17 protein-coding genes and 2 pseudogenes are annotated in these 20,810 nt (G+C 42.6%); 2 read left to right on the top strand and 17 right to left on the bottom strand.

All coding sequences use genetic code 11. From position 1 onward, the window contains the following. Nucleotides 1-2 precede the first annotated feature (2 nt). From DWY31_RS10480 to DWY31_RS10465, 4 genes are read right to left on the bottom strand one after another with little or no spacing between them, the layout of a single operon-like run. A complete protein-coding gene (locus DWY31_RS10480; RefSeq protein ID WP_118520462.1) occupies nucleotides 3-2,429 on the bottom strand; it encodes a hypothetical protein in 2,427 nt (808 codons plus the stop codon). Next, a complete protein-coding gene (locus DWY31_RS10475) occupies nucleotides 2,426-3,583 on the bottom strand; it encodes a class I SAM-dependent methyltransferase (protein ID WP_118520514.1) in 1,158 nt (385 codons plus the stop codon). Before DWY31_RS10475 ends, DWY31_RS10480 begins: the two co-directional genes overlap by 4 nt. 23 nt (nucleotides 3,584-3,606) lie before the next feature. Beyond that, nucleotides 3,607-6,201 (bottom strand): sensor histidine kinase, encoded by a 2,595-nt coding sequence (locus tag DWY31_RS10470; protein ID WP_118520460.1) that lies wholly within the window; start codon nucleotides 6,199-6,201, stop codon nucleotides 3,607-3,609. Nucleotides 6,202-6,240: 39 nt separating this feature from the next. After that, a complete protein-coding gene (locus tag DWY31_RS10465; RefSeq protein ID WP_118520458.1) occupies nucleotides 6,241-6,939 on the bottom strand; it encodes a response regulator transcription factor in 699 nt (232 codons plus the stop codon). Nucleotides 6,940-7,179: 240 nt separating this feature from the next. On the opposite strand from DWY31_RS10465, the gene DWY31_RS10460 reads away from it, so the two are divergent. Continuing rightward, nucleotides 7,180-7,530, top strand: coding sequence for a sporulation initiation factor Spo0A C-terminal domain-containing protein (locus tag DWY31_RS10460; RefSeq protein WP_021860614.1), 351 nt, complete (start codon nucleotides 7,180-7,182; stop codon nucleotides 7,528-7,530). Nucleotides 7,531-7,779: 249 nt separating this feature from the next. Here the strand turns inward: DWY31_RS10460 and DWY31_RS14550 are convergent. Beyond that, nucleotides 7,780-7,902 (bottom strand): annotated as a pseudogene (locus tag DWY31_RS14550) (lyase family protein); the annotation flags it as partial. On the opposite strand from DWY31_RS14550, the pseudogene DWY31_RS14545 reads away from it, so the two are divergent. Next, nucleotides 7,895-8,083, top strand: a pseudogene (locus tag DWY31_RS14545) (Lrp/AsnC family transcriptional regulator); the annotation flags it as partial. The pseudogenes DWY31_RS14550 and DWY31_RS14545 sit on opposite strands and share 8 nt — an antisense overlap. On the opposite strand, the gene DWY31_RS10455 reads toward DWY31_RS14545, so the two are convergent. From DWY31_RS10455 to DWY31_RS10400, 12 genes are all read right to left on the bottom strand, one after another. Then, nucleotides 8,010-9,080: a sensor histidine kinase gene (locus DWY31_RS10455; RefSeq protein ID WP_118520456.1), complete on the bottom strand. Its 1,071-nt coding sequence runs from the start codon at nucleotides 9,078-9,080 to the stop codon at nucleotides 8,010-8,012. The pseudogene DWY31_RS14545 and the gene DWY31_RS10455 sit on opposite strands and share 74 nt — an antisense overlap. 66 nt (nucleotides 9,081-9,146) lie before the next feature. Then, nucleotides 9,147-9,815 (bottom strand): response regulator transcription factor, encoded by a 669-nt coding sequence (locus DWY31_RS10450; protein ID WP_118520454.1) that lies wholly within the window; start codon nucleotides 9,813-9,815, stop codon nucleotides 9,147-9,149. A gap of 16 nt (nucleotides 9,816-9,831) precedes the next feature. Beyond that, nucleotides 9,832-11,925 (bottom strand): ABC transporter permease, encoded by a 2,094-nt coding sequence (locus DWY31_RS10445; protein ID WP_118520452.1) that lies wholly within the window; start codon nucleotides 11,923-11,925, stop codon nucleotides 9,832-9,834. Further along, nucleotides 11,915-12,685, bottom strand: coding sequence for an ABC transporter ATP-binding protein (locus DWY31_RS10440; protein ID WP_118288302.1), 771 nt, complete (start codon nucleotides 12,683-12,685; stop codon nucleotides 11,915-11,917). The genes DWY31_RS10445 and DWY31_RS10440 overlap by 11 nt, the downstream gene beginning before the upstream one ends. Before the next feature lie 113 nt (nucleotides 12,686-12,798). After that, the gene (locus DWY31_RS10435) at nucleotides 12,799-13,497 is read right to left on the bottom strand and encodes a P-II family nitrogen regulator (RefSeq protein WP_021860609.1); all 699 of its coding nucleotides are present in this window, start codon (nucleotides 13,495-13,497) and stop codon (nucleotides 12,799-12,801) included. A 153-nt stretch (nucleotides 13,498-13,650) separates the two neighbouring features. Continuing rightward, the gene (locus DWY31_RS10430; RefSeq protein WP_118520450.1) at nucleotides 13,651-15,183 is read right to left on the bottom strand and encodes a DUF1538 domain-containing protein; all 1,533 of its coding nucleotides are present in this window, start codon (nucleotides 15,181-15,183) and stop codon (nucleotides 13,651-13,653) included. Nucleotides 15,184-15,555: 372 nt separating this feature from the next. Beyond that, nucleotides 15,556-16,437 carry a DUF4392 domain-containing protein gene (locus DWY31_RS10425; protein WP_021860601.1) on the bottom strand — a complete coding sequence of 294 codons (882 nt, stop codon included), beginning with the start codon at nucleotides 16,435-16,437 and terminating at the stop codon, nucleotides 15,556-15,558. Between the two features lie 42 nt (nucleotides 16,438-16,479). After that, nucleotides 16,480-17,253 carry a LamB/YcsF family protein gene (locus DWY31_RS10420; RefSeq protein WP_021860600.1) on the bottom strand — a complete coding sequence of 258 codons (774 nt, stop codon included), beginning with the start codon at nucleotides 17,251-17,253 and terminating at the stop codon, nucleotides 16,480-16,482. Between the two features lie 142 nt (nucleotides 17,254-17,395). Beyond that, nucleotides 17,396-18,193, bottom strand: a complete 798-nt coding sequence (locus tag DWY31_RS10415; RefSeq protein ID WP_021860599.1) for a putative hydro-lyase — start codon at nucleotides 18,191-18,193, stop codon at nucleotides 17,396-17,398. Nucleotides 18,194-18,195: 2 nt separating this feature from the next. After that, a complete protein-coding gene (locus tag DWY31_RS10410; protein ID WP_021860598.1) occupies nucleotides 18,196-19,110 on the bottom strand; it encodes a biotin-dependent carboxyltransferase family protein in 915 nt (304 codons plus the stop codon). Next, entirely contained in the window at nucleotides 19,101-19,841 is a 741-nt protein-coding gene (gene pxpB / locus DWY31_RS10405; protein WP_021860597.1) for a 5-oxoprolinase subunit PxpB, read from the bottom strand. The genes DWY31_RS10410 and pxpB overlap by 10 nt, the downstream gene beginning before the upstream one ends. A 16-nt stretch (nucleotides 19,842-19,857) precedes the next feature. Next, nucleotides 19,858-20,700, bottom strand: a complete 843-nt coding sequence (locus DWY31_RS10400; protein ID WP_021860596.1) for an aminotransferase class IV — start codon at nucleotides 20,698-20,700, stop codon at nucleotides 19,858-19,860. Nucleotides 20,701-20,810: the final 110 nt, after the last annotated feature.

Raw genomic sequence — 20,810 nt, 5'->3', positions numbered from 1 at the left:
AGTTAACTCCCAATATAATTTCCATTGGCTTTTTTATCCATCTTCTCCAGACTTACCGTATGGCTCTTGCCATTTTTCGCTTCAACATATGTCACATCCGTCTCCGTATAACCGATCAAAATCACATATTTTTTATTTTCCGTAACTGCGATCACAGGTTTTCCCTGGTTCATTACATATGCAATCTGTTCAGCTTTACAGCCACTCAAGTCCAACGCATCCTCGCCAAATATCTTGCTGATCGCTTCCATCGGTGTCGCGCCGCCATTCAATTCAGAACGCAGTCCTTCTACCGGCTTACTTGTGGCGCTGATCTTATATTGCAGATCACGGTTGCCCCGCTGCCAGATATATTCCTGATTCTGATCAACCACTACACCTCCGTAGTTATCCGCTGATTGAATCGCATCGCCCGCCTGTTTGTAAATTTCCTGCAATTTTCCGTATCCAAATACATAGTATTCTTCTTTACTTTCTGCTTTCTGTACATTTACAACTTTCGGTTTCTCAAACAATACCTGTTTTGGTCTTAACAGCTTCGGTTCTTTGTCAGAAATTCCGTCTGCATAAGTCAGACGCATCTGCGCGCCTTTCAAATCAGTCTTATAAGTCTCCAGCATAATATTGCTTTCGTCTTTTTCTTCATTATTTGTAATATATTCTTCGGTTGTCTTAATGTATGTGCCGTTCTTTTTCTTTGCCTGCTCCAGAATAATACGGTTATCTTCTACTTTCGCATCCAACACATAGATCTTCTTCTGGCTGTATTTCTTCACAACCTCCCCTTTACTGCTCCGAATTTCTACCTGATACATCGGATCTGTAGATTCTCCCGCCGCTGTCTTTCCAACGTCCGACAGGTGGAAACGTCCGTACACAAAATCACCACCGATAAATCCAAGCGGACGAACACCTTCTTTATTCTTTGCAGAAATTGTCCGTTCTTTTCCATTCTGCAGGTTCAGAATTGTAATTCTGGAAAAGTCCTCATCTGCACAGTATGCCAACAGATGACTGTCTCCGGAAATAACATATTTGCCTTCCGTCAAACCAGTCTGTAATTCTTCACTCCGGTTCTTATTTACATCTGTCTTTCTTAAAACGCCATCATTTAACAGATATAACTCTCCATTATCTTCACTGTAGTAAATTAATTTGCCGAGTTTCTGTGAAGTAATTCCATAGGACTGATCCGTCTGCACAAACACTTTCTCTTCTACGGAATTTTTCTCTATATCATAATAGTAAATGGCAATACCGACCTCACCTTCATGTTCGCCACGGTTCATATAACCACATACGGCAAATGTGATATTTCCTGCTTTATCTGCTGTGAGCAGACGGATCTCATGTTCAGATGTAAGGTTTCTTGCATCATTGTTCTCTGTACTTGCAAAGCTAAATACAAGTGACAGCTCGTCGCGGTCCTTGTTGTAATTCCACAGTTCATCCGCCTGCACAAATGACACGATCGTACCTTTTTTATTGATTAGATACGGAACGTCTGCATCCGTAATTCCAAGCAGTATTCCTTTTGCTGAAAGCACTTTGGAAGAAGGATCAAATACCTGTTCCGCAGTCCGGTCATAATCAAGCAGATAGACTCTGCGTGCAGTCTTATCGTAACGCACGCGGAAAAATTCTTTTACATTATACGTATCCTGTTTGTTTTTTTCGCCTTTGCATTTCACCCGATATTCAAGCTGGACACTCGTTCCTGTAGAAGTCGTCTCCTTTACGCTCCAGCGTTCACCGCCCTCAATCTCAGGTTTTAAATCGCCCCACGTAACCTGTGAATAATTGGAATGAATCGTTACATGCCCATAGGATGTATTGCTGCTCTCTTCATCCGCTTCCAGTGCTGTGCTGATATCTGTATCCGTATTCTTATCGACCGTTGCCTCATGGAATGCCTTGATATAATCCATGCAGGCACTCATATTTGTCTCATTCGTCTGCGCAACTCTTGTATAAAAATACACATCTTTTCCCGTCTCCAGATGAAGGATCACTTCCATTACACGCTCTTCACCGAGTACACTTACCGAGCCAAGCGGAAGACTCACATCTGTTCCCGGATTCTTCACCGTATCTTCATGCAGACATTCTGTCCCATCCAGTGTATAAATCTTATATTCCAGACTGCTGATCTTATTGTCATATGGAATCAGCTCCATATCCAGTTTATTTTTCAATACAGGAGTAATCGTATCACGGACCTCTGTAATATTCATCTGTTTTGCATATCCCGGTACGGCATTGACACCAAATCCGTCACAATCAAATGAAATCTGTGGAAATGTCGCTGATCCGAGATCTGCTGTCATGGAGTCATCCCCTTTATTTGTCAGATAACTGAATACCAGAACAGCCATGATAAATACACCGGCTAAGATAATTCCATCTCTTATTCTTTTTTTCAAAATCATTCCATCTCCTTCAACAGTTGTCCCAGTGTCGGTTTCACATGTAAGAATGCTTCGCACTTACGGATTTCTTCTTTACTCTGCTCTCTGCTCTGTTCTTTTTTGTCATTCTTTATTGCACGGATAAGCAGATTTTTCGGCGTATGTTCCATATCGATAAATTCCAGTATCTGTACATCATAACCGACAGATTCCAGATATTCTGCACGAAGTCCGTCTGTCACAATCGCCGCAAAACGTTCTTTTAAAAGTCCGTATTTTAATACCGGTTTTAATGTATCACTGGCAATCTGGCGGTTCACTTCATGCTGGCAGCAAGGCACCGACAAAATTACTTTTGCATTCCAGCCAACCGCCTTCTCAAGTGCGAAATCCGTTGCCGTATCGCAGGCATGCAGTGTAACCACCATATCTACTTCACTCGCCCCTGTATAATCGGCAATATTTCCCTCCAGAAATTTCAGTTTCTCATAGCCATATTTTTCACTCAGTTCATTGCAGTGACGGATTACATCCGTCTTCAGATCCAGTCCGATCATGCAGACATCGTATTTCTTCAGTTCATGCAAATAATAATACATGGCAAATGTCAGATAAGACTTGCCACATCCAAAATCAAGGATTGTAACTTCCCTGTCTTTTGGAAGCTGCGGCAACACATCTTCTACAAATTCAAGAAAACGGTTGATCTGCCGGAACTTGTCAAACTTCGCATGCACGATCTTCCCCTCGGCAGTCATAACACCCAGATCACGCAAAAAAGGCACCATGGTTCCTTCTTCCAGAATATAGTGTTTCTTCCGGTTGTGCGTAAGATCTACCTGTTTCCAGTTTCCCTGCTGCATTCGTCTTTTGATGGTCACTTTTCCTTTCTTACTGACAAGAACCGTATAATTGTAAGTTCGCGTCTCCATCTGCATCTGTTTCATTGACTGCATATATGCAAGGATCTTCTCACAGGTCTCTTCTACTGATAAGTTCTCATGAAATGCCTGATTGTTACGGAAAGACTCCAGCTGAAAGAGCAGTTCTCCCCGTTTTATAAGTGGACGGACGCGCACTTTCGTCACCCCCGTCTTATCATGGGCTCCGCTTAATACAGCGGAGCCGAAATCTTTATTTAATTGTTCATTTAATAATTTTCTTAATTCTTCCATAATCATATATTATAACAGAAAAATCAGATTTGTGTACTTTGTTCTTCCTGTACTTTCGGAAATGTAACGGTTGCCTTAAACAGATCACCGTCCAGATACAGTTCAAACTTACCTTTCTGCATCTCTGTCAGTGTCTGGGCAATGGAAAGTCCCAGTCCGCTTCCCTCTGTACTTCTGGAAATATCTCCGCGGATAAAGCGCTCTGTCAGCTGATCTGCATTGATATTTAACGGCTGTTCGGAAATATTTTTAATGCTGAAGATAACCGCACCTTCCGTCACTTTCAGATCTGTATAGATCCTGCTGCCCGTCATTGCATACTTGGCGGCATTATTGTATAAGTTCGCAAGGATCCGCCATGTTCTTCTTCCATCAATATAGACGAGTGCTTTCTCTTTTGGAAGATGCTGAATTTCCGTCAGATTTCTTTCTTCAAACTTCTCTTCATACTCTGCACTTGTCTGCAATACAAGCTCTGTGAAATCCAGTTTCATACATTCCAGCTTAATATTACCGGAAGTAATCTTAGATGCTTCCACAACATCTTCTGTCAATGTTTTCAGACGCATAGATTTCTGTTCCAGCACTTCGATGTATCTCTGGATTCTCGGATCATCGAAATTCTCATTTTTCAGGAGATTCACATAGTTAATGATCGATGTCAATGGCGTCTTAATATCATGCGAAACATTCGTGATCAAATTCGTTTTCAGACGTTCATTCTTAATGCTCGCTTCCACAGCCACTTCCAGACCGGCACCAACAGAGTTAATTCCTTCTGCCACTTCCTTCTGACTGCTAAACATACCTTCTGTCGGCACTTTATAGTCCAGTTCCCCTGCTGCAATCTTCTTTACACCGTCTTTGATCTTCGCTCTTCCGATCCCATCATAGACCAGATACACAAACACTGCAAGCTCCGCCAACAACATCATGAACAGCGGAAATCCATAAGTATCTGTAATCATGACAATCCAGTGCAAAACAACAAAAAGTACAAAAACCATGATATTACGCCACAGCGAAGACATATTCTGCGCAATATCTCTGACCAGGTGACAGAACATTCGTGAAAGACTGTTTTTCCAGACGATATGCGCTTTGATCCTGCGGACAAAACTCAAAAATCCGATCAGAAACATACTGCATGTATATGAACCGAAAATTCCTCCCACAATAATATATGGGATCGCATTTTTTACATAATCTGCCTGACTATAAAAAGTCCCCTTTGTTTTTTGTAAATAATCATCAAAGTAAACAAAATTACCCACTACAGCTACTGTCACCCAGAGACCTATGATCAATACTGCGGCAATCTCCGTTTTCCACCGGTCAAATCCCGCCAGATGCATTTCTTCATCTTCTGCTCTGCGTCCCGCAATCGCTGTGAGCCAGATTACACAGATCACAAAAAGTGCAAATGCAATCACTGAGAGCATACAGATTCCACGGATACCTGAACCGTATTTTTCATAAAGCTGATTTTCTGAATAAAAATGATCTGCAATCGGATAGTTTGTATTTACACATGCTGCAAAGGCAAAATCCTTCTTTTGGATTCCTGTATTTTTAATCTCATCACGCCATGCTTCTGCAATCTCACTTCGAAGGTTCGTCTTAAAATCCTTTAATTTGGATTTTACAATTACATATTTTCCGGTTTTACGGAGCAGCTTTAAATTGTTGTCCAGTTCCTGAAAATTTTCAAGTCTTTTCTGATTTGTATAAATCGTTCCCGCCTTCATATCTGCGTAAATATAATAGAAGTTCGAGTCTCCTTCTTCAATATCTTCATTCGTGTTCTGATATTCTGAATAACGCTCACTCAGACTGTCTACCACACTTGTCACAAGATTATAAGCATCATTCAGTCTGCCATTCCATCTGGAATCTTTATTGGCAAGATTCATCAGGCTGTCGGCTCCTACCGGGGCATACGGCTCTTCCATCGAATATCCATCATAACTCCAACAATCTACATATTTTAATTCATTATTGCTGCCCTGAATCCCTCGAATCTCACTGCCACCAACATAATTCTCACTGTCATAACCATAATTTCCTGCCTTTAAAGAAGAAAGAATCTCTTCTGTAGATGTTTCGCTTCCTGCATTCAAAATAAATTTCAGTTTCTTTGCATTAACAAGCGCTGCAAATTTAGAATAACGATAATAATGATAAGAACCATCTTTCTTTCTGCAGACAATAATCGGATTCTCCGCATTCGTATCTTTTGTGGAATCCATCGTGTCATTCCATTTCAGCAGATCCTTTAATCGATATGCCAGTCCGCTCTCATTCCTGCCCGTATATTTTTTTTTCTGATCATAAGCTTCAATATCTACGATTTTATTCGGATCAAATTTTCCTTCTGTCTCAAAATACTTTCGCGCACTGATTCCGTTCACAACCTGTGTCGTATAGTCCTTCATCTGAGTATTAAAATTCCTGGAATCCTCGTATTTTTTTGCCGGTTTTCCTTCAAAAATCTCCTGTCGGAAAATCGGATACGCAGTTACCCAGAGTCCACCTGTCGTCGCCGTGATCACAAAAATGTGCGCCAGAATAATCAGGACGAATTTCATTCCTTTTGACCGGTACCATTTACTTTTCATACACCGTCTCCTATATCTTTTATACCCTGCTACTTATAGTCAGATCTTTTCAATCTTATATCCGACTCCCCATACAACCTTCAGATATCTTGGCTCTTTCGGGTTGATCTCTATCTTCTCACGAATGTGACGGATATGTACCGCAACTGTATTATCTACACCGATTGCATCTTCATTCCAGATATTTTCATAAATTTGGTCAATGGAAAATACTTTTCCCTGATTCTGTACAAGAAACAGTAAAATATTATATTCAATCGGTGTCAGTCTTACTTGTTCCCCATCAACTGTTACTTCTTTCAGATCATCGTTGATCACCAGTCCACCGGTCGTATAGACTTCTTCCCTCTCCTTACCGGATGTACTTCCAAGCTGTGTATATCTGCGAAGCTGGGATTTGACTCTTGCAATCAGCTCCAGCGGATTAAACGGTTTTGTCACGTAATCATCCGCGCCGACATTCAGTCCCAGGATCTTATCCGCATCTTCCGATTTTGCTGACAGTATAATAATCGGAATATTATTCGCTTCCCGAACTTTCAGTGTTGCACGGATTCCGTCCAACTTTGGCATCATGACATCTATGATCAGAAGTTCCACATCTTTTTCTGTCTCCAGAATCTTAAGTGCTTCCTCACCGTCATATGCTCTCAGGATCTGATGTCCTTCCTGACTCAGATAGATCTCAATCGCTTCTACGATTTCTTTATCATCATCACATACTAATATTTTCGCCATTTTTCTTCACCTCATCTCTTACTATACAAGAATAACAGAAAAAATTTAAGGACAAATAAGGAATTTCCTTAAGAAATTATGAAAAGAGCCAAAAAATGTGTGTCGATGTCTGTCGCAGTTTTCCTTATTTTGTAGTATTATTAAGAAAAGTACCGATTTTCTATTATAATAGTCGAATAATAGTCATCACTTTTTACTTTTGCAGGCGGTTTTAATCTCGGAAGAAGTGCGAGGTAATTTATGAGAAAACACGAAATTGAACAGCTTATCCGCTCACTTGGCATTGGAGCCACTTACCGTGGATATCATTATCTTGTCTATGGCGTATCCCTTTGCATGGACAATGAAGATTACCTGCTATCAGTAGGTAAATTATTATATACCCGTATTGCAGAAGCTTACTCCACAACCGGAAGCAGCGTAGAACGTGACATACGCACAGTGATCCGCATTTGCTGGGAACGCGGGAACCGTCCCCTTCTTCAGGAAATTGCCATGTATCCACTGCATGCCCGTCCAACCGCGGGAGAATTTTTTGATATACTAGCCAATTACCTTAACAATCAGTTGCGTACAGAGGCCTGTCTTTAGATTTTCTTCCCATCATCTTAAGGTCGTCTTAAGATTTTTTCGATTTCTTTTATAGTTTTAACATATTTTGGACATATTTATCTAATATAATAAGAGACAGATAGATGAGAAACACTTATCTATCTCCCCCCTCATAAAGTTAAGCATTGACACAAGTTCAATGCACACTTTACTCTCATTCCTTTAGATAACTATAAAAACAACGAAAACCCGTTAGCACAATGCTAACGGGTTTTCGCTATTGTTGAATTCTACCAGTTCGCGACATCTTGCTTCATCTGCCGTAATTCCTGCTATACAATTATCTGCTAACGTTTCTGCTGCCTGTCCAAGTGTCTCAACAGATTCAAATAAATTATAAAATATTACCGGTAACTACTCCATGCTCATTATAGTTGCATTTCCAAGCACAATTGAATTGGATCAATTCATTGGACATCTGCAAAAGTTTGGGAAAACACAAACTCAGATTGTTTTCTCTACCCCGGTAGAACCCCGCAGTCTGAACCTGGAACACATGGACGATCCACAATTGGGATCTGAACTTTCATAGTCAAACCTTCCCTATATTCCGATACAGCATATAATTTCAATCCCAGATCTGTCGCCATCTCTCTTGCAAGATAAAGCCCCATGCCGGTTGGTTTCTTGCTGACATTGATATCACTGCCGGTGAAGCCTTTATCAAAAATATACGGAAGATCGCAGGCTTTTACACCACAACCGTTATCTTCTATATAAAGTATCCACATTTTCTTCCTGTTTTCTTCTCTTTTTTCCACATGGATACGGATTTCCGGCTCTTTATCACAATATTTGACCGCATTGCTGATAAACTGTCCCAGCATAAATTCAAGCCCTCTCCGGTCACTGTAGATTTGAATCCCTTCCGGCTCCATCTGGATATCCACGTGAAATTTCTTCTCCTCCAGAAGCGGACCGTAATCTTCCAGGACTTTCCCCAGTGATTCTTTAAGATTCAGCATTTCAAACAGATAATCTTTGTGACCACCCTTTAACCTTGCATAAAATAACATCTGATCGATCGATTCCTGCATACGTGTCTGAATATATTCCAGCTTATATCCGACCGGCTCTGAAAATTCTTCTTTATGATTTCCCAGTATAAATGTAAGCAAAGATAACGGCGTTTTTACCTCATGTGACCACCCTTCAATATACTCTTCATAATCTTCCGTCTTTTTCAACAGATTTTCTTTTTCTTTTCGTTGTATTTGCAGATAGTCGAGGAGATTCTGCATCCGTTCTTTCTCTGCTTTCCCGCAGTATAGCAATAACTGTTCTGCTGTCTTTTCCTCTGGTTCCTTTAAAAATAGAGCAAATGCCTCTTCTTTTTTCTGTTCTTTCTTTACGATATAAATGCAGACCCCGGCATACATTAATACGGTCATCAATGTGAGAACTCCTGCAAGCACTTGTAACACCTGGACATCTGCAAGCGCAAGAAATAAAATACAGATACCTTCCACACACCCTGTCAACAAAAGCCAGGGCATATATTCTGCTATTCTCTTTCCGTAGTTCTTCATCCTGCACATTCTCCTTACATCATTTTTTACTTTTCTTTTAATGAGTTGCCTGACATCTGCCTTTTATCACCGAATTTCCAAACGATAGCCTGTTCCCCGGATGGTTTCAATCTCTTCTTCCATATGAAGTTTCTGCATGGTTTTCTTTAATCTCGTCAGATTTACCTGCAATGCATTTTCATCGATAAATTCTATTGTATCCCAAAGTGCAATCGACAGTTCTTCTTTTGTCACGATCTGCCCACGCTTCTTAAGAAATACTTCCAGTAATTTTCCCTGATTCTTTGGCAGGACAATCGATTCATCATGGATATAAAGTGTATATGTCTGCTGATCCAGCAAAAATTTTTTCCCTTCCAGCAAATGCTTGCGGCCTTCATATCTTTTTAACACATTGGACACCCTCGCCAGAAGTCTTTCTTTCCGGCATGGCTTTGTCAGATATTCATCCGCACCCAGTTCCAGCGCACGCAGTTCATCTGCCATCTGGTCTCTCGATGTCAGTACACAGACCGGCGTCGTTCCTTTATGCTTCAACTCCCGACAGATCTGGAATCCGCTCTTCCCCGGCAGATTAAGGTCAAGCAGAACGAGATCAAGAGGAGCCTTAGAAAGCTCCTCTTCCACCTTTTCAAAATCTTCTACCGCCACGACTTCATATCCGGCCTTTTCCAGTATTTCTCCTAATTCTTCACGTATGAAGGCTTCGTCTTCCACAATTCCTATTCGTTTCATAAAATCATACTTTCTTTTATTCTTCTCTTTCCGGCACCATCAGATACAACAGATATCGGTCGCTGAGTTTCTTGACTTCCAGAATATAGATCAATTCTACGATCAGAAGCAGCAGGATCATCCCGCTTGCACTTAAGAGCAGTACTTTCTGTGTACCTTCTCCTGTTTCCACAAACAGGGAAAATAAGCTTGCCATCGCCGGAATACTTCCGGCTGCTCCTAAGAATACCGGAATGCCAAAATACCAGTTAATCTGCTTTCTTGCGGAACGGCAGAGCGCATTGGAGGTTGCTCCGAGCCGTATCAGAGTCTGATACCGTCTGCCAATTTTCTGCTGATTTGTCAGGAACTGTACACTGATTACCGTATTTCCAATAATCAGGAAGATCACTGCCAGATAGATTGTAATATAACTTGCACATACACCGTAGAACATACGTCGTCCAAGGCTCTGCAGAAAACAGTCATACGAAATTCCGACTTTGTCAAGTTTCTGGTTCATTTCCTGATATACACGGATAAGCCCCTGTTTCTCCGTTTTTGAAGGTTTTAGCACGCCATCCAGATATGTGGTGCCATTTCCGGCTGTCATCTGTTCATAAGCCTTGTCCGGTACGATCAGCGCAAATCCAAGTGTAATCGCGCGGTCGGCAACGATTTCTTTATTCATAACCTTTTCCCCAAGGCTCCATGTCTTTCCGTCCATTGTAACATGTATATTTCCCTGTAAGGCTTTACTCATTATTTCTTTAAACTCATCGGAATAAATTGCCGATCCAAGGTAAACTGCTGCCTGGTGATCTTTCAATGCAAGAGGCTTTTCTCCTGCCTGTTTTAACAGCTCATTATACCCGGATAATGCAATAATATGCGGTGTATCTTCCTGTTCTATCTCCATTGCAAATACATTTTCATTCGGTGTCTTTCCATCTTTTTTCAGCTTGTCTACGAGTTCGTCTGCGTTAAAGCCAACTACCCGGTTCTTCTTTTTCGATGGTTTGCCTTCCTCATCCAGATTTTCGATCGAAGATTCTATATATCCGGTTTTAATCTGGATCAGCTTTTCAAAATCTGAGCGAAGCCCGGACTTCTGCAATTTTTCAATAGTTGTACTGACGTCCTCATTGTCATCGTCAAATGTATAATCTACGACACGCTCGCTCTGTACCGTATAACTTCTGGCGATTCCGATTCCTGCACCGAACAGACAGAGTGCTGCGAGAATCAGAATACAACTCACCGCCGGAACACTGCTCTTACGGATAAACATTTCTTCTAACTGACGAAATGTAAACATTCCAAGTCTCTCATGGCGGCTGCCCCATCTGCCCAGTTGTTCCAGTATCAGCCGGAAACCATAGAATACAAGAAATACTCCGGCAATTCCAAAGACTACTGTCCGTGCAAGAATAAGAAGGTCATCCCAGATATGTCCACGGATTCCATCATAAAATGCCACAAACAATAACACGCATCCTGTCGCAAAGGCAAGTACATACAGAACCTTCGGTCTTGTTTTTCCCTGCTCTTTTGCCTGCGGATTCATAAGATTGCCAATCTCATCCTTAACTACCGCGCCGCTTAAGAACAGGCACGCAAATAATTTTACCAGTATGAAACCGACAGCGGTTCCAATCACTGCAGCGAATGAAAATGTACTCTGATGACCGAGGATTCCAAGCCCCTCTACCTTCGCTGTGATCAGGCTGACCAGCTCGGAAATGCAGACTGCAACCGGGATTCCTGCCACAAGGATCAATAGACTGCTCTTAATATCTTCTGTCATCAACATAAAAAACAGCCGGCTCCGGCTCATGCCCATCATACGGTACACACCAAATTCATGTTTTCTCCGCTCCATCTGGTAACGTCCTGCAAAATATACGAGAAAGAACAAAATGCATAACGATGCGCCAAACAGTATCGGAACCATTTGAAAGATTTTCTGTATAGCATCACTTTCCATCTCTTTCAGGAAAATGATCACATCCTGCTTCGGCAGTGCCAGAATCACATAAAATGCAATTACGACAACGAGAAGTGAAGCATGAAACAATCCATTTTCCCTGCGGCTTCTCTTACTGTTTCTGGAGACAAGTTTAAAGAACATTTGCACTGCCTCCTCCCAACTGCGCCAACACTTTCAAAATGCGCTCGTAAAACTCCTGCTGGGATTCTTCTGCGAAATCTCTGCGCAGCTCATGGAAGAGTACTCCATCCTGGATAAATAAAATCCGTCCGCAATAACTTGCTGCATTTGCATCATGTGTCACCATCATGATTGTTGCTTTTTTGTTGCGATTTAAACCGAAGAGTTTCTCCATCAATGCTTTTGCATTACGCGAATCCAGCGCCCCGGTCGGTTCATCTGCCAGAATCAGGTGTGGATCCATGATCAATGCTCTGGCTGCTGCTATACGCTGTTTTTGCCCGCCGGACATCTGTGTCGGAAATTTGTCCAGTACATCCTGTATCTCAAGATATGCTGCCAGTTCTTTTAACTTCTGTTCCCCTTTTTTCTCTTCATATTTATGAAGAGCCAGCGGAAGGAGAATATTTTCTCTTCCGGTAAGGTTTTCTAAAAGTTCAAAGTTCTGGAAAAGGTAACCGATCTGGCGTCCTCTGTAATCGGAAAGTTCTGCGCCTTTCAACGAACGGATATCGGTTCCATTTACAAGAATCTGTCCTCCTGTCGGACGGATCACACTTGCCACGCAGTTAAGAAGTGTGGATTTTCCGGATCCGCTGCTTCCCATGATTCCTAAAAATTCCCCTGTCTGTACTTCCAGGCTGATTCCATCCAGTGCCTTTGTCTCATTTTTCTTGTTTCCATAATATTTACATAAAGATTCAATTTTTAAAATACTCATTCTCTGCTCTCCTTTCATTGATGTAATCATAGCATCTGTGGCTTCCAAATAACACTTACAGTGAGTGAAAGGTTTCGCAGGCTTTCGTTTCTGGTATTTGATAATAATATGCCTTACAGCAGATCATCCTTAATATCTTCCTCTGTCATGCGAAGTCCGACCACACTCGAAACAGGCAGTGAAAATACGATTGCCTTCTCCTTACTCTTCAATCCGGTTTTCTCCATGATTGCTTTCATAATCTGTGCTTTCTGTGAGGAACGAGTAACAATGAAGATCATTTCCTTCTCTTCCACGAGGGAAACACCAAGATATTTTCTGGCGAGCTCTGTTCCGGTTCCTTTCGCATGGACAACTGTACCGCCTCCCGCATTTGCTTCTCTTGCGGCTTCCATAACCGTATCGATATATCCCTGATTGGCAATGGCAATCATCAGTTCATAATCTGTCTCCTTCAATGCTGTTTCCTCCTCTTTTTCAAATGGCTGTTCCTGTATCAGATATTGCAGTGTCTTTTTGCCGCCTATGCTCGCAAGCGGCACTGCAAAAGCAATTCCCGTTCCCGGAACATCAATTTTCATATCAATGATCAGTCCGCGTTTCAGTCGTTTCCATGTATCTCCGGTCACGATGGAGAGAAAAAGAATCTTTTCTGTTTCTTCTAATCCAAAATAATTCAGCACCTCACTGTTCGCTGTCCCTTTTCCCAGTATTTCAAAAAATACCTGCTGTTCGTGTGTCTTATAAAATTCGCGAAACTTTTTTCTTGCGCTGCGGCTTGTGATCGCAGCCATCATATATAACCGGCTCATATTTTTCCGCCTTTCTAATTCCAATAAATCGTTTCATACTGTACGCTCTCACATCTACACTCCACTCTGGTCGGCACTAAACATGTGTCGTTGACATATAGCTCTTCTGATGTTATATGATACCAGTAAATTGCTCCGGATTCCAAGGTATCATCATAACTCTATAATATCCATGTCGCCGTATGCTTCCAGTGGCAGTACAGGAACCGCCTCTTCGTTCTGACGTTTCTTCTCCTGATGCTGGTAAACCGCACCCAGTATCTGTATCGTGATAAGTGGTGTCATCGCAACCATTGCCACAACACCAAATGCATCTGTAACTACATTTCCGCCAATCGCTTCGCATGCTCCCTGTGCCAGAGGCAACAGAAAAGTTGCCGTCATTGGGCCAGAGGCCACACCACCGGAGTCAAATGCTATCGCAGTGAAGATTTTCGGTACCCGGAACGCAAGAAGCAAAGAAACTGCATAACCCGGTATGAGAAACCAGAAAATAGAAATTCCGGTCAGTACACGGATCATTGCAAGCCCCAGTGAGACCGCAACGCCGCAGGACAAACTCAGTCCCATTGCTTTCCCAGGTATCGCACCCGAAGTCAGCTCTTCTACCTGCTCCATGAGCACATAAACTGCCGGTTCCGCCTTTACGATGAAATAGCCGATCACCATACCGATCGGTACAAGCACAAACGGATTCGGTAACCCTGCAAGTACCTGCCCCAGATAATTACCGGTTGGAAGAAATCCTACATTTGCCCCTGTCAGGAACAGCACAAGCCCAATGTATGTATACAGGATTCCAATTGCAATTTTCACCAGTGTCCGTTTCATCAGATGCAAAGCCAGTACCTGGAACACAAGGAAAAATACAACAATCGGAAGCAGTGATAATAGCATTTCTCTTATATAAAGTGGAAGTTCCGCTGTGAACAGTCTTCCAAGTTCTATCGAATCCTTCACATCCGGAATATGGATGCCTGCATAAACTCCACTCTCCGGGCGGTAAAGAATACCTAGAAGCAGGACGGCAAGTACCGGCCCGATTGAACAAAGTGCAACCAGACCGAAACTATCCGTTTCTGCATATTTATCACTTCGCACTGCGGAGAAGCCGACACCAAGCGCCATAATGAAAGGAACGGTCATCGGTCCTGTCGTGACTCCGCCGGAGTCAAATGCGACCGCCAGCGAATCTGCCGGAACAAAAAACGCAAGAATAAATATCACCGGATAAAACAAAAACAATAATCTGTAAAGTGCAATTCCAAATAACATACGAAGAACCGCAACCACAAGAAATATCCCAACGCCTGCCGCTACTGCAAAGATCAGAACATTGTTCGGAATAAACGGAACTTGTTCGGCAAGCACTTGCAGATCCGGCTCCGACACCGTAATAATAAATCCCAGCGTAAAACACAATAACACAATAAATGGAAGTCTCCTGGAACCGGCAATTCTCGTTCCAATTCTCTCTCCCATAGGCGTCATCGCAATCTCAGCTCCCAATGTAAAAAACATCATTCCCACAACAAGAAGAATCGCGCCCACTAAAAAAGCCATCAGAATTCCTGCCGGGATCGGAGCGATCGTAAAACTAAGCAACAGAACAATTCCTATGATCGGCAGTACAGCTTCCAATGACTCTTTTAGTTTTTCCAATAATTTTGACTGATATAACTTCAATCGATACCATACCTTTCCTTTTATTTTTTACGTTTCATGTGGACTAATTGTAACATACTCTGGTTAATTTTTCCTTAAGAAAATTTCGTTTTGTTTAAGAAAAGGAACATACTTTAGACACATTTTCCCTGTATACTAAGAGTCAGATAGTTGAAGAACACATCAACTATCACCCCCTCATAAAGTAGCACCGGTCAAGCCGGTGTGCACTTTACTCTCATTCCTTTAGATAACGATAAAAACAACGAAACCCGTTAGCCGTATGGTTAGCGGGTTTTCGCTGCGCTAAAAAGGGGACGGGGCTTTTTGAGAAAAGCCCCGTCCCCTTTTTAGAAATGCCCTGTCCCCTTTTCAATTTGCACCTGGCACTTTCTAGAAAATCCCCGTCCCCACTGCGCGGTGGAGTTCATCAAGAATCTCTTTTTCCACCGTCAGTGGAAAACCATCCACACTCAGTACCTGTTCTTTTGTCACGCCATCGATGCTGCCGAGATCTACGATCGCCTTCAGATAGGATTTGATTTCTTTATATGTAGGAAGTACCTGTATCTTTTCTATCTTTTGTATATATGCCGCTAATGCATATGCGCCCCAGTTGGATACGGTTGCGATAATTAGATTATCAACTTCTACCTTGCATGGTACAAGCGCCAGTTTATCTACAATAACTTCTTTCAGATTGCCCATACCGATTTCATTTCCGCCATCTCCGACACCAAATGTCGGGATTCCGCGCTTTTTGGCAAGATCAAAAAGGATATCGGCTTTTGCTGTATTTTTCTTAATGCTTACACCGCGCATATTTGCATAATCATCTTCAATATTTTTGCCACAGCGTTCAATGGAAATCAGTGCAACCGGATCGTAATCTTCCAGAACTTCTGTATACTGTTCCACGCCATCGCAGATATGTGCATATTCTACGTCCAGATCCTCAAGTTCAAAAAATCCACGACAATATTTATCTGTTACGATGATCGGTCGGTATCCAACAGCCCGCAGTGCTTTTGCGAGTGTCATCGTTCCGAGAGGACCGTCCGTCTCTGCATGTCCCGCTACATAAAATCCGGTTGTCAGAAATATATTTCCTTTCGGAAGCTCCAGAATCTTCTCAGCCGCCCTCTTGCAGTAGAAATCGCCCATATATTTGCGCAGGATAGTCATACCGCGCTTGGAATGACGCAGTACAATATCTTCAACGGTTTCTTTTTTTATATTTACTTTTGTCTGTGCCGCCTGTGCCTGTGCTCCCACTTCTAATCTCTCCTTTATTTTTGCTGTCGTCTTCTGCCTGTTTTATTTCCCAATTACTTCTTCGATTGATGCAATCCTGATGTTTTCTGCTTCCAGCGCTTTACGGATCTTCTGAACAAATGCCAGTGCTTTCGGTCCGTCTCCATGCACGCATACAGAATTTGCTTCAACCGGAATCTCTTTTCCGGTAATCGCTGTTACGGTTCCTTCCTTTATCATCTTGATGACACGTGCCACAGCTTCGTCTTCATCGGTGATCATTGCGCCCGGTTTGCTTCTTGCTACCAGCGAGCCGTCTTCTTCATATGCTCTGTCCGCAAATACTTCTTTTGCCACGCGAAGTCCTACTGCCTTTGCGGCTCCCATCATTTTGCTGCTACTCGGTGCAAGAAGGATAAGCTCAGAATCGACTTCTTTGATTGCTTCTGCGATTGCTGTTGCCAGTTTTTCATCTTTTCCAGCCATGTTATACATTGCACCGTGCGGTTTTACATGCTGCAGTTTAATTCCCTGTGCTGTGCAGAATGCTTTCAATGCCCCGATCTGATACTGCACCATTGCTTTTACTTCTGCCGGCGATGCTGCCAGATTTCTTCTGCCGAATCCGACCAGATCCGGATATCCCGGATGTGCGCCAACACGGACGCCCTGCTCTTTCGCAAGTGCTACGGTCTTTGCCATTACCACCGGATCGGATGCATGAAATCCACATGCTACATTTGCAGAAGAAATAAAGGGAATAACTTCCTCATCCAGTCCGCATTTATAATTTCCAAAACTTTCTCCAAGATCACAGTTTAAATCTACTGCAAACATTTTTCTTCCTTCTTTCTATGTTTCAAATCTTTTTTCAATCTACTTCCATCTATTCTCAAAACCGCACAATACTCGTGTTCTCCCATCACTGCATTGCTACGCTTTTACTCATATCATGGTGGGTGGCTCTATTAGAACCACTTTAGTACTTCAATTCTACATTTTTTACATCCGTGATCAGCATATGTCCCGGTGCGTGTGTGATCACAATATCCGGTTTCACATTCATAACAACATTCTGCGGTGTTACGCCACATGGCCAGAATACCGGAACTTCTCCTTCATTGATCGTTACACTATCGCCGAAATCCGGTTTCATTACATCAGAAATACCAATTGCTTCCGGATTACCAATCTGTATCGGTGCACCGTGTACTCTGGGCATCTCACCCGTGATCAGTGCGGATTTTACAACCTGGTCATTCGGGATCGGACGCATGCTGACTACCATATTTCCTTTGAAAATACCTGCCGGTGTGCAAGCGATATTTGTCTTGAACATCGGCACATTACAGTTTTCCTCGATATGTCTGACCGGAATTCCTGCTTCCAGAAGTGCAGATTCAAAAGAGAAGCTGCATCCGATCAGAAAGCTCACAAAATCATCCTGCCAGAACTCTTCAATGTCGGTATACTCTCCGACAAGTTCACCTTTTTTGTAAATGCGGTATTTTGGAAAATCCTTTGCCAGATCCACATCATCTGCGATATAGTGAAGGTCTCTGCTTCCTACGTCGCTGACTTCAAGGATCGGACACGGTTTCGGGTTTCTCTGGGTAAATAAGAGAAAATCATAAGCCAGATCCTTTGGCAAGATAACCAGATTTGCCTGTGCATATCCCGCACACATACCAGATGTCGGACATGTTATTTTCCCTTCTCGGATCAGTCTTCTGACCTCTGCCGGTTTCAAATCACTGTAATTTACTGCTTCACTCATCTTTACCTTTCCCCGCTTTCTGTTTTCCATATCTTTGCTGCTTCATCTAACGAAATTTTCTGAAATCTCACCTGATCCCCCGGCTTGCCCTGTACCAGTTTCGGGATATCAAAAGAACACACTGTAGCAATCTTTGCATATCCTCCGGTTGTCTGCCGGTCTGCAAGTAGAATGATTGGTTTTCCATTTGTCGGAACCTGAATGGAACCAAGTGCAATTCCATCGGAAATAATATCCGTTCCGTTTACACTTTCAATCGGTGCACCTTCCATCCGGTAGCCCATCCGATCACTCTGATCAGATATCGTATACGTTTCATTGTAAAATGTTTTCTTTCCCGCCTCGGTAAAATACTCTTCCTGCGGTCCTTCGATCACACGGACAGTGATTGGTGATGTATATACATCCGGCTTTGCCATCCGGTCTTTCAATGCTTCATAACTTCTGCCATTTTTGCCAATTTCAAAAATATCTCCGGCTGCCAGCGTCCTTCCTTCGTAACCGCCCATCTTACATTTCAGATTTGTCGAACGGCTTCCAAGCACAACCGGAACATCAATGCCACCGGCAAAAGCTACATAAGTTCTGCAGCCTGCAGTCACCATTCCAAGGGATAAGATATCTCCGGCTTTCACCTGGTATGCACGGTACATTTCTGTCGGTTTCTCATTTATCTTTACGTCCATTGTTGCTCCTGTAACAGCAATGACTGCATCTTCCGTAAATTCCATCGTTCCGCCGAACAAAGTTACTTCCAGTACGGCTTCTCCGTTTTCATTTCCCACAAGATAATTGGCTTTCTTATAAGAAACTTCGTCCATGACTCCGGATGTCCCGATACCGGAATTCATATATCCGTATCTGCCCGCATCCTGTACTGTTGTAAGCGGTCCCGGAATAACAACTTTTACTGACATCCTTCATCACCTTCTTCCACAACCTCTACCTGATACTCTCCTTTTACGATCATGTGACGGATATCGTAGTAATCGCCAATCGTGATCGGTACAAAACGGATATATTCTCCTGCTTTACAGAGGATCGGATCTTCTCTGTACGGATCATAGAAATCAACCGGTGTACCACCCATCAGTCTCCATCCTCCCGGTGAAGCCAGCGGATAGACTCCTGTCTGATTGCCACCAATGCCGACAGCCCCCGGAAGAATCCTTACACGCGGACTTTTCAGTCTTGGCATTTCAATTCGTTTATCCAGGCCACCAAGATAAACAAACCCCGGCAGGAATCCCATCATATAAATTTTATAATCAACGGAACTATGGATCTTTATGATCTCGTCACGATCCAGTCCGGTATGTTTTTCCATATCTGCCAGATCCAGTCCGAATCTTGCGCCATAACAACACGGAATTTTTAAAATCCGTTTCTTCTCTGTTGTCTTCCCAATCAATTGTCCGGTCAGCTCTGCTGTCTGCTTCCTTACATTTTCAAAAGAGGTAATTGCCGGATCATAGTAAATCATCAAAGAACGAAACGTTGGTACCATTTCCTGTACACCCGGAATCCGAGTTTCTGCAATTCTCGCTGCCAGCGCATGTACTTTGTCATTGATCGCAGGATCGATCTGATTGCCAAATTCCACAACCAGCGCCCGGTCCCCTGCCGGCATATATTTTATTTCTCCCATGACTTCACCTTCTCATTTATTTATCTGTTGCTTTGTAAAATTCATCCAGAACTGCTACACGGATCTTCTCCAGAAGTTCCGGTGCTTTTCCGCCAACCGGCTTGCCATCGATCTCATTTGCATGCAGACATAAGTTGCTGGAGCTGGATACGATAACTTCATCTGCGTTGAACAAATCATCCAGTGTGTACGGTGTCTCGCTTACCGGAATCTCCAATTTCTTGCAGGCTTTGATAATATGTGCTCTTGCAATACCTGGAAGAATCAGGTTGTCAGTCGGTGCTGTTATCAGTTTGCCATCTTTAATAATATGGACATTACTATGTGCACATTCTGTTACACGTCCACCCGGTCTGTAGAATACACATTCCTGACATCCGGCTTCTTTTGCTTTCTGTGTCGCAACTACAGAAGGAATTAAGTTCAATGTTTTGATATTACAATGGAAGAAACGTGTATCTTCTCTTGTGATCAGCTTGATTGGCTTCGTTCCATCGGAAATTTCTGCCGGTTTCAGCATAATCCATAAGTTTCCGGGACCCTCTGTATATGCATGATCACGGATACCGGTTCCTCTTGTGACCTGATAGTAAACAAATAAATTACCTGTATCCATTTTATTTACCATTTCCTGAAGGAGTTCTTTCAACTCTGGCTTTGTTACCGGCATTTTAATGTCCAGAAGTCCCGCACTGTTAAAGAATCTGTCGATATGTTCATCAATTGCGAAAATCTCATAATTTCTGGACGGACCTGCATCGTATACACCATCTCCAAACCAGCTGACACGGTCGTTCATCGGGATTGTCATCTCATCCAGTTCACCGTATTTGCCATTGTAATAACCTAAAGTTTTCATTGTAAATTCCTCCTTCTCCTGACCTTTTTACACTAAAAAAGGCGCACAAACTCATGTTTGTGACGCCTTCGTCCTGTACGCTCTATTAATTTCACCTACATTTTATGCTC

The organism is Dorea sp. AF24-7LB (assembly GCF_003478575.1).
In the GTDB taxonomy this organism is placed as follows: Bacteria; Bacillota; Clostridia; order Lachnospirales; family Lachnospiraceae; genus Dorea_D; species Dorea_D hominis.
This window is presented reverse-complemented; position numbering and strand designations above follow the sequence as displayed.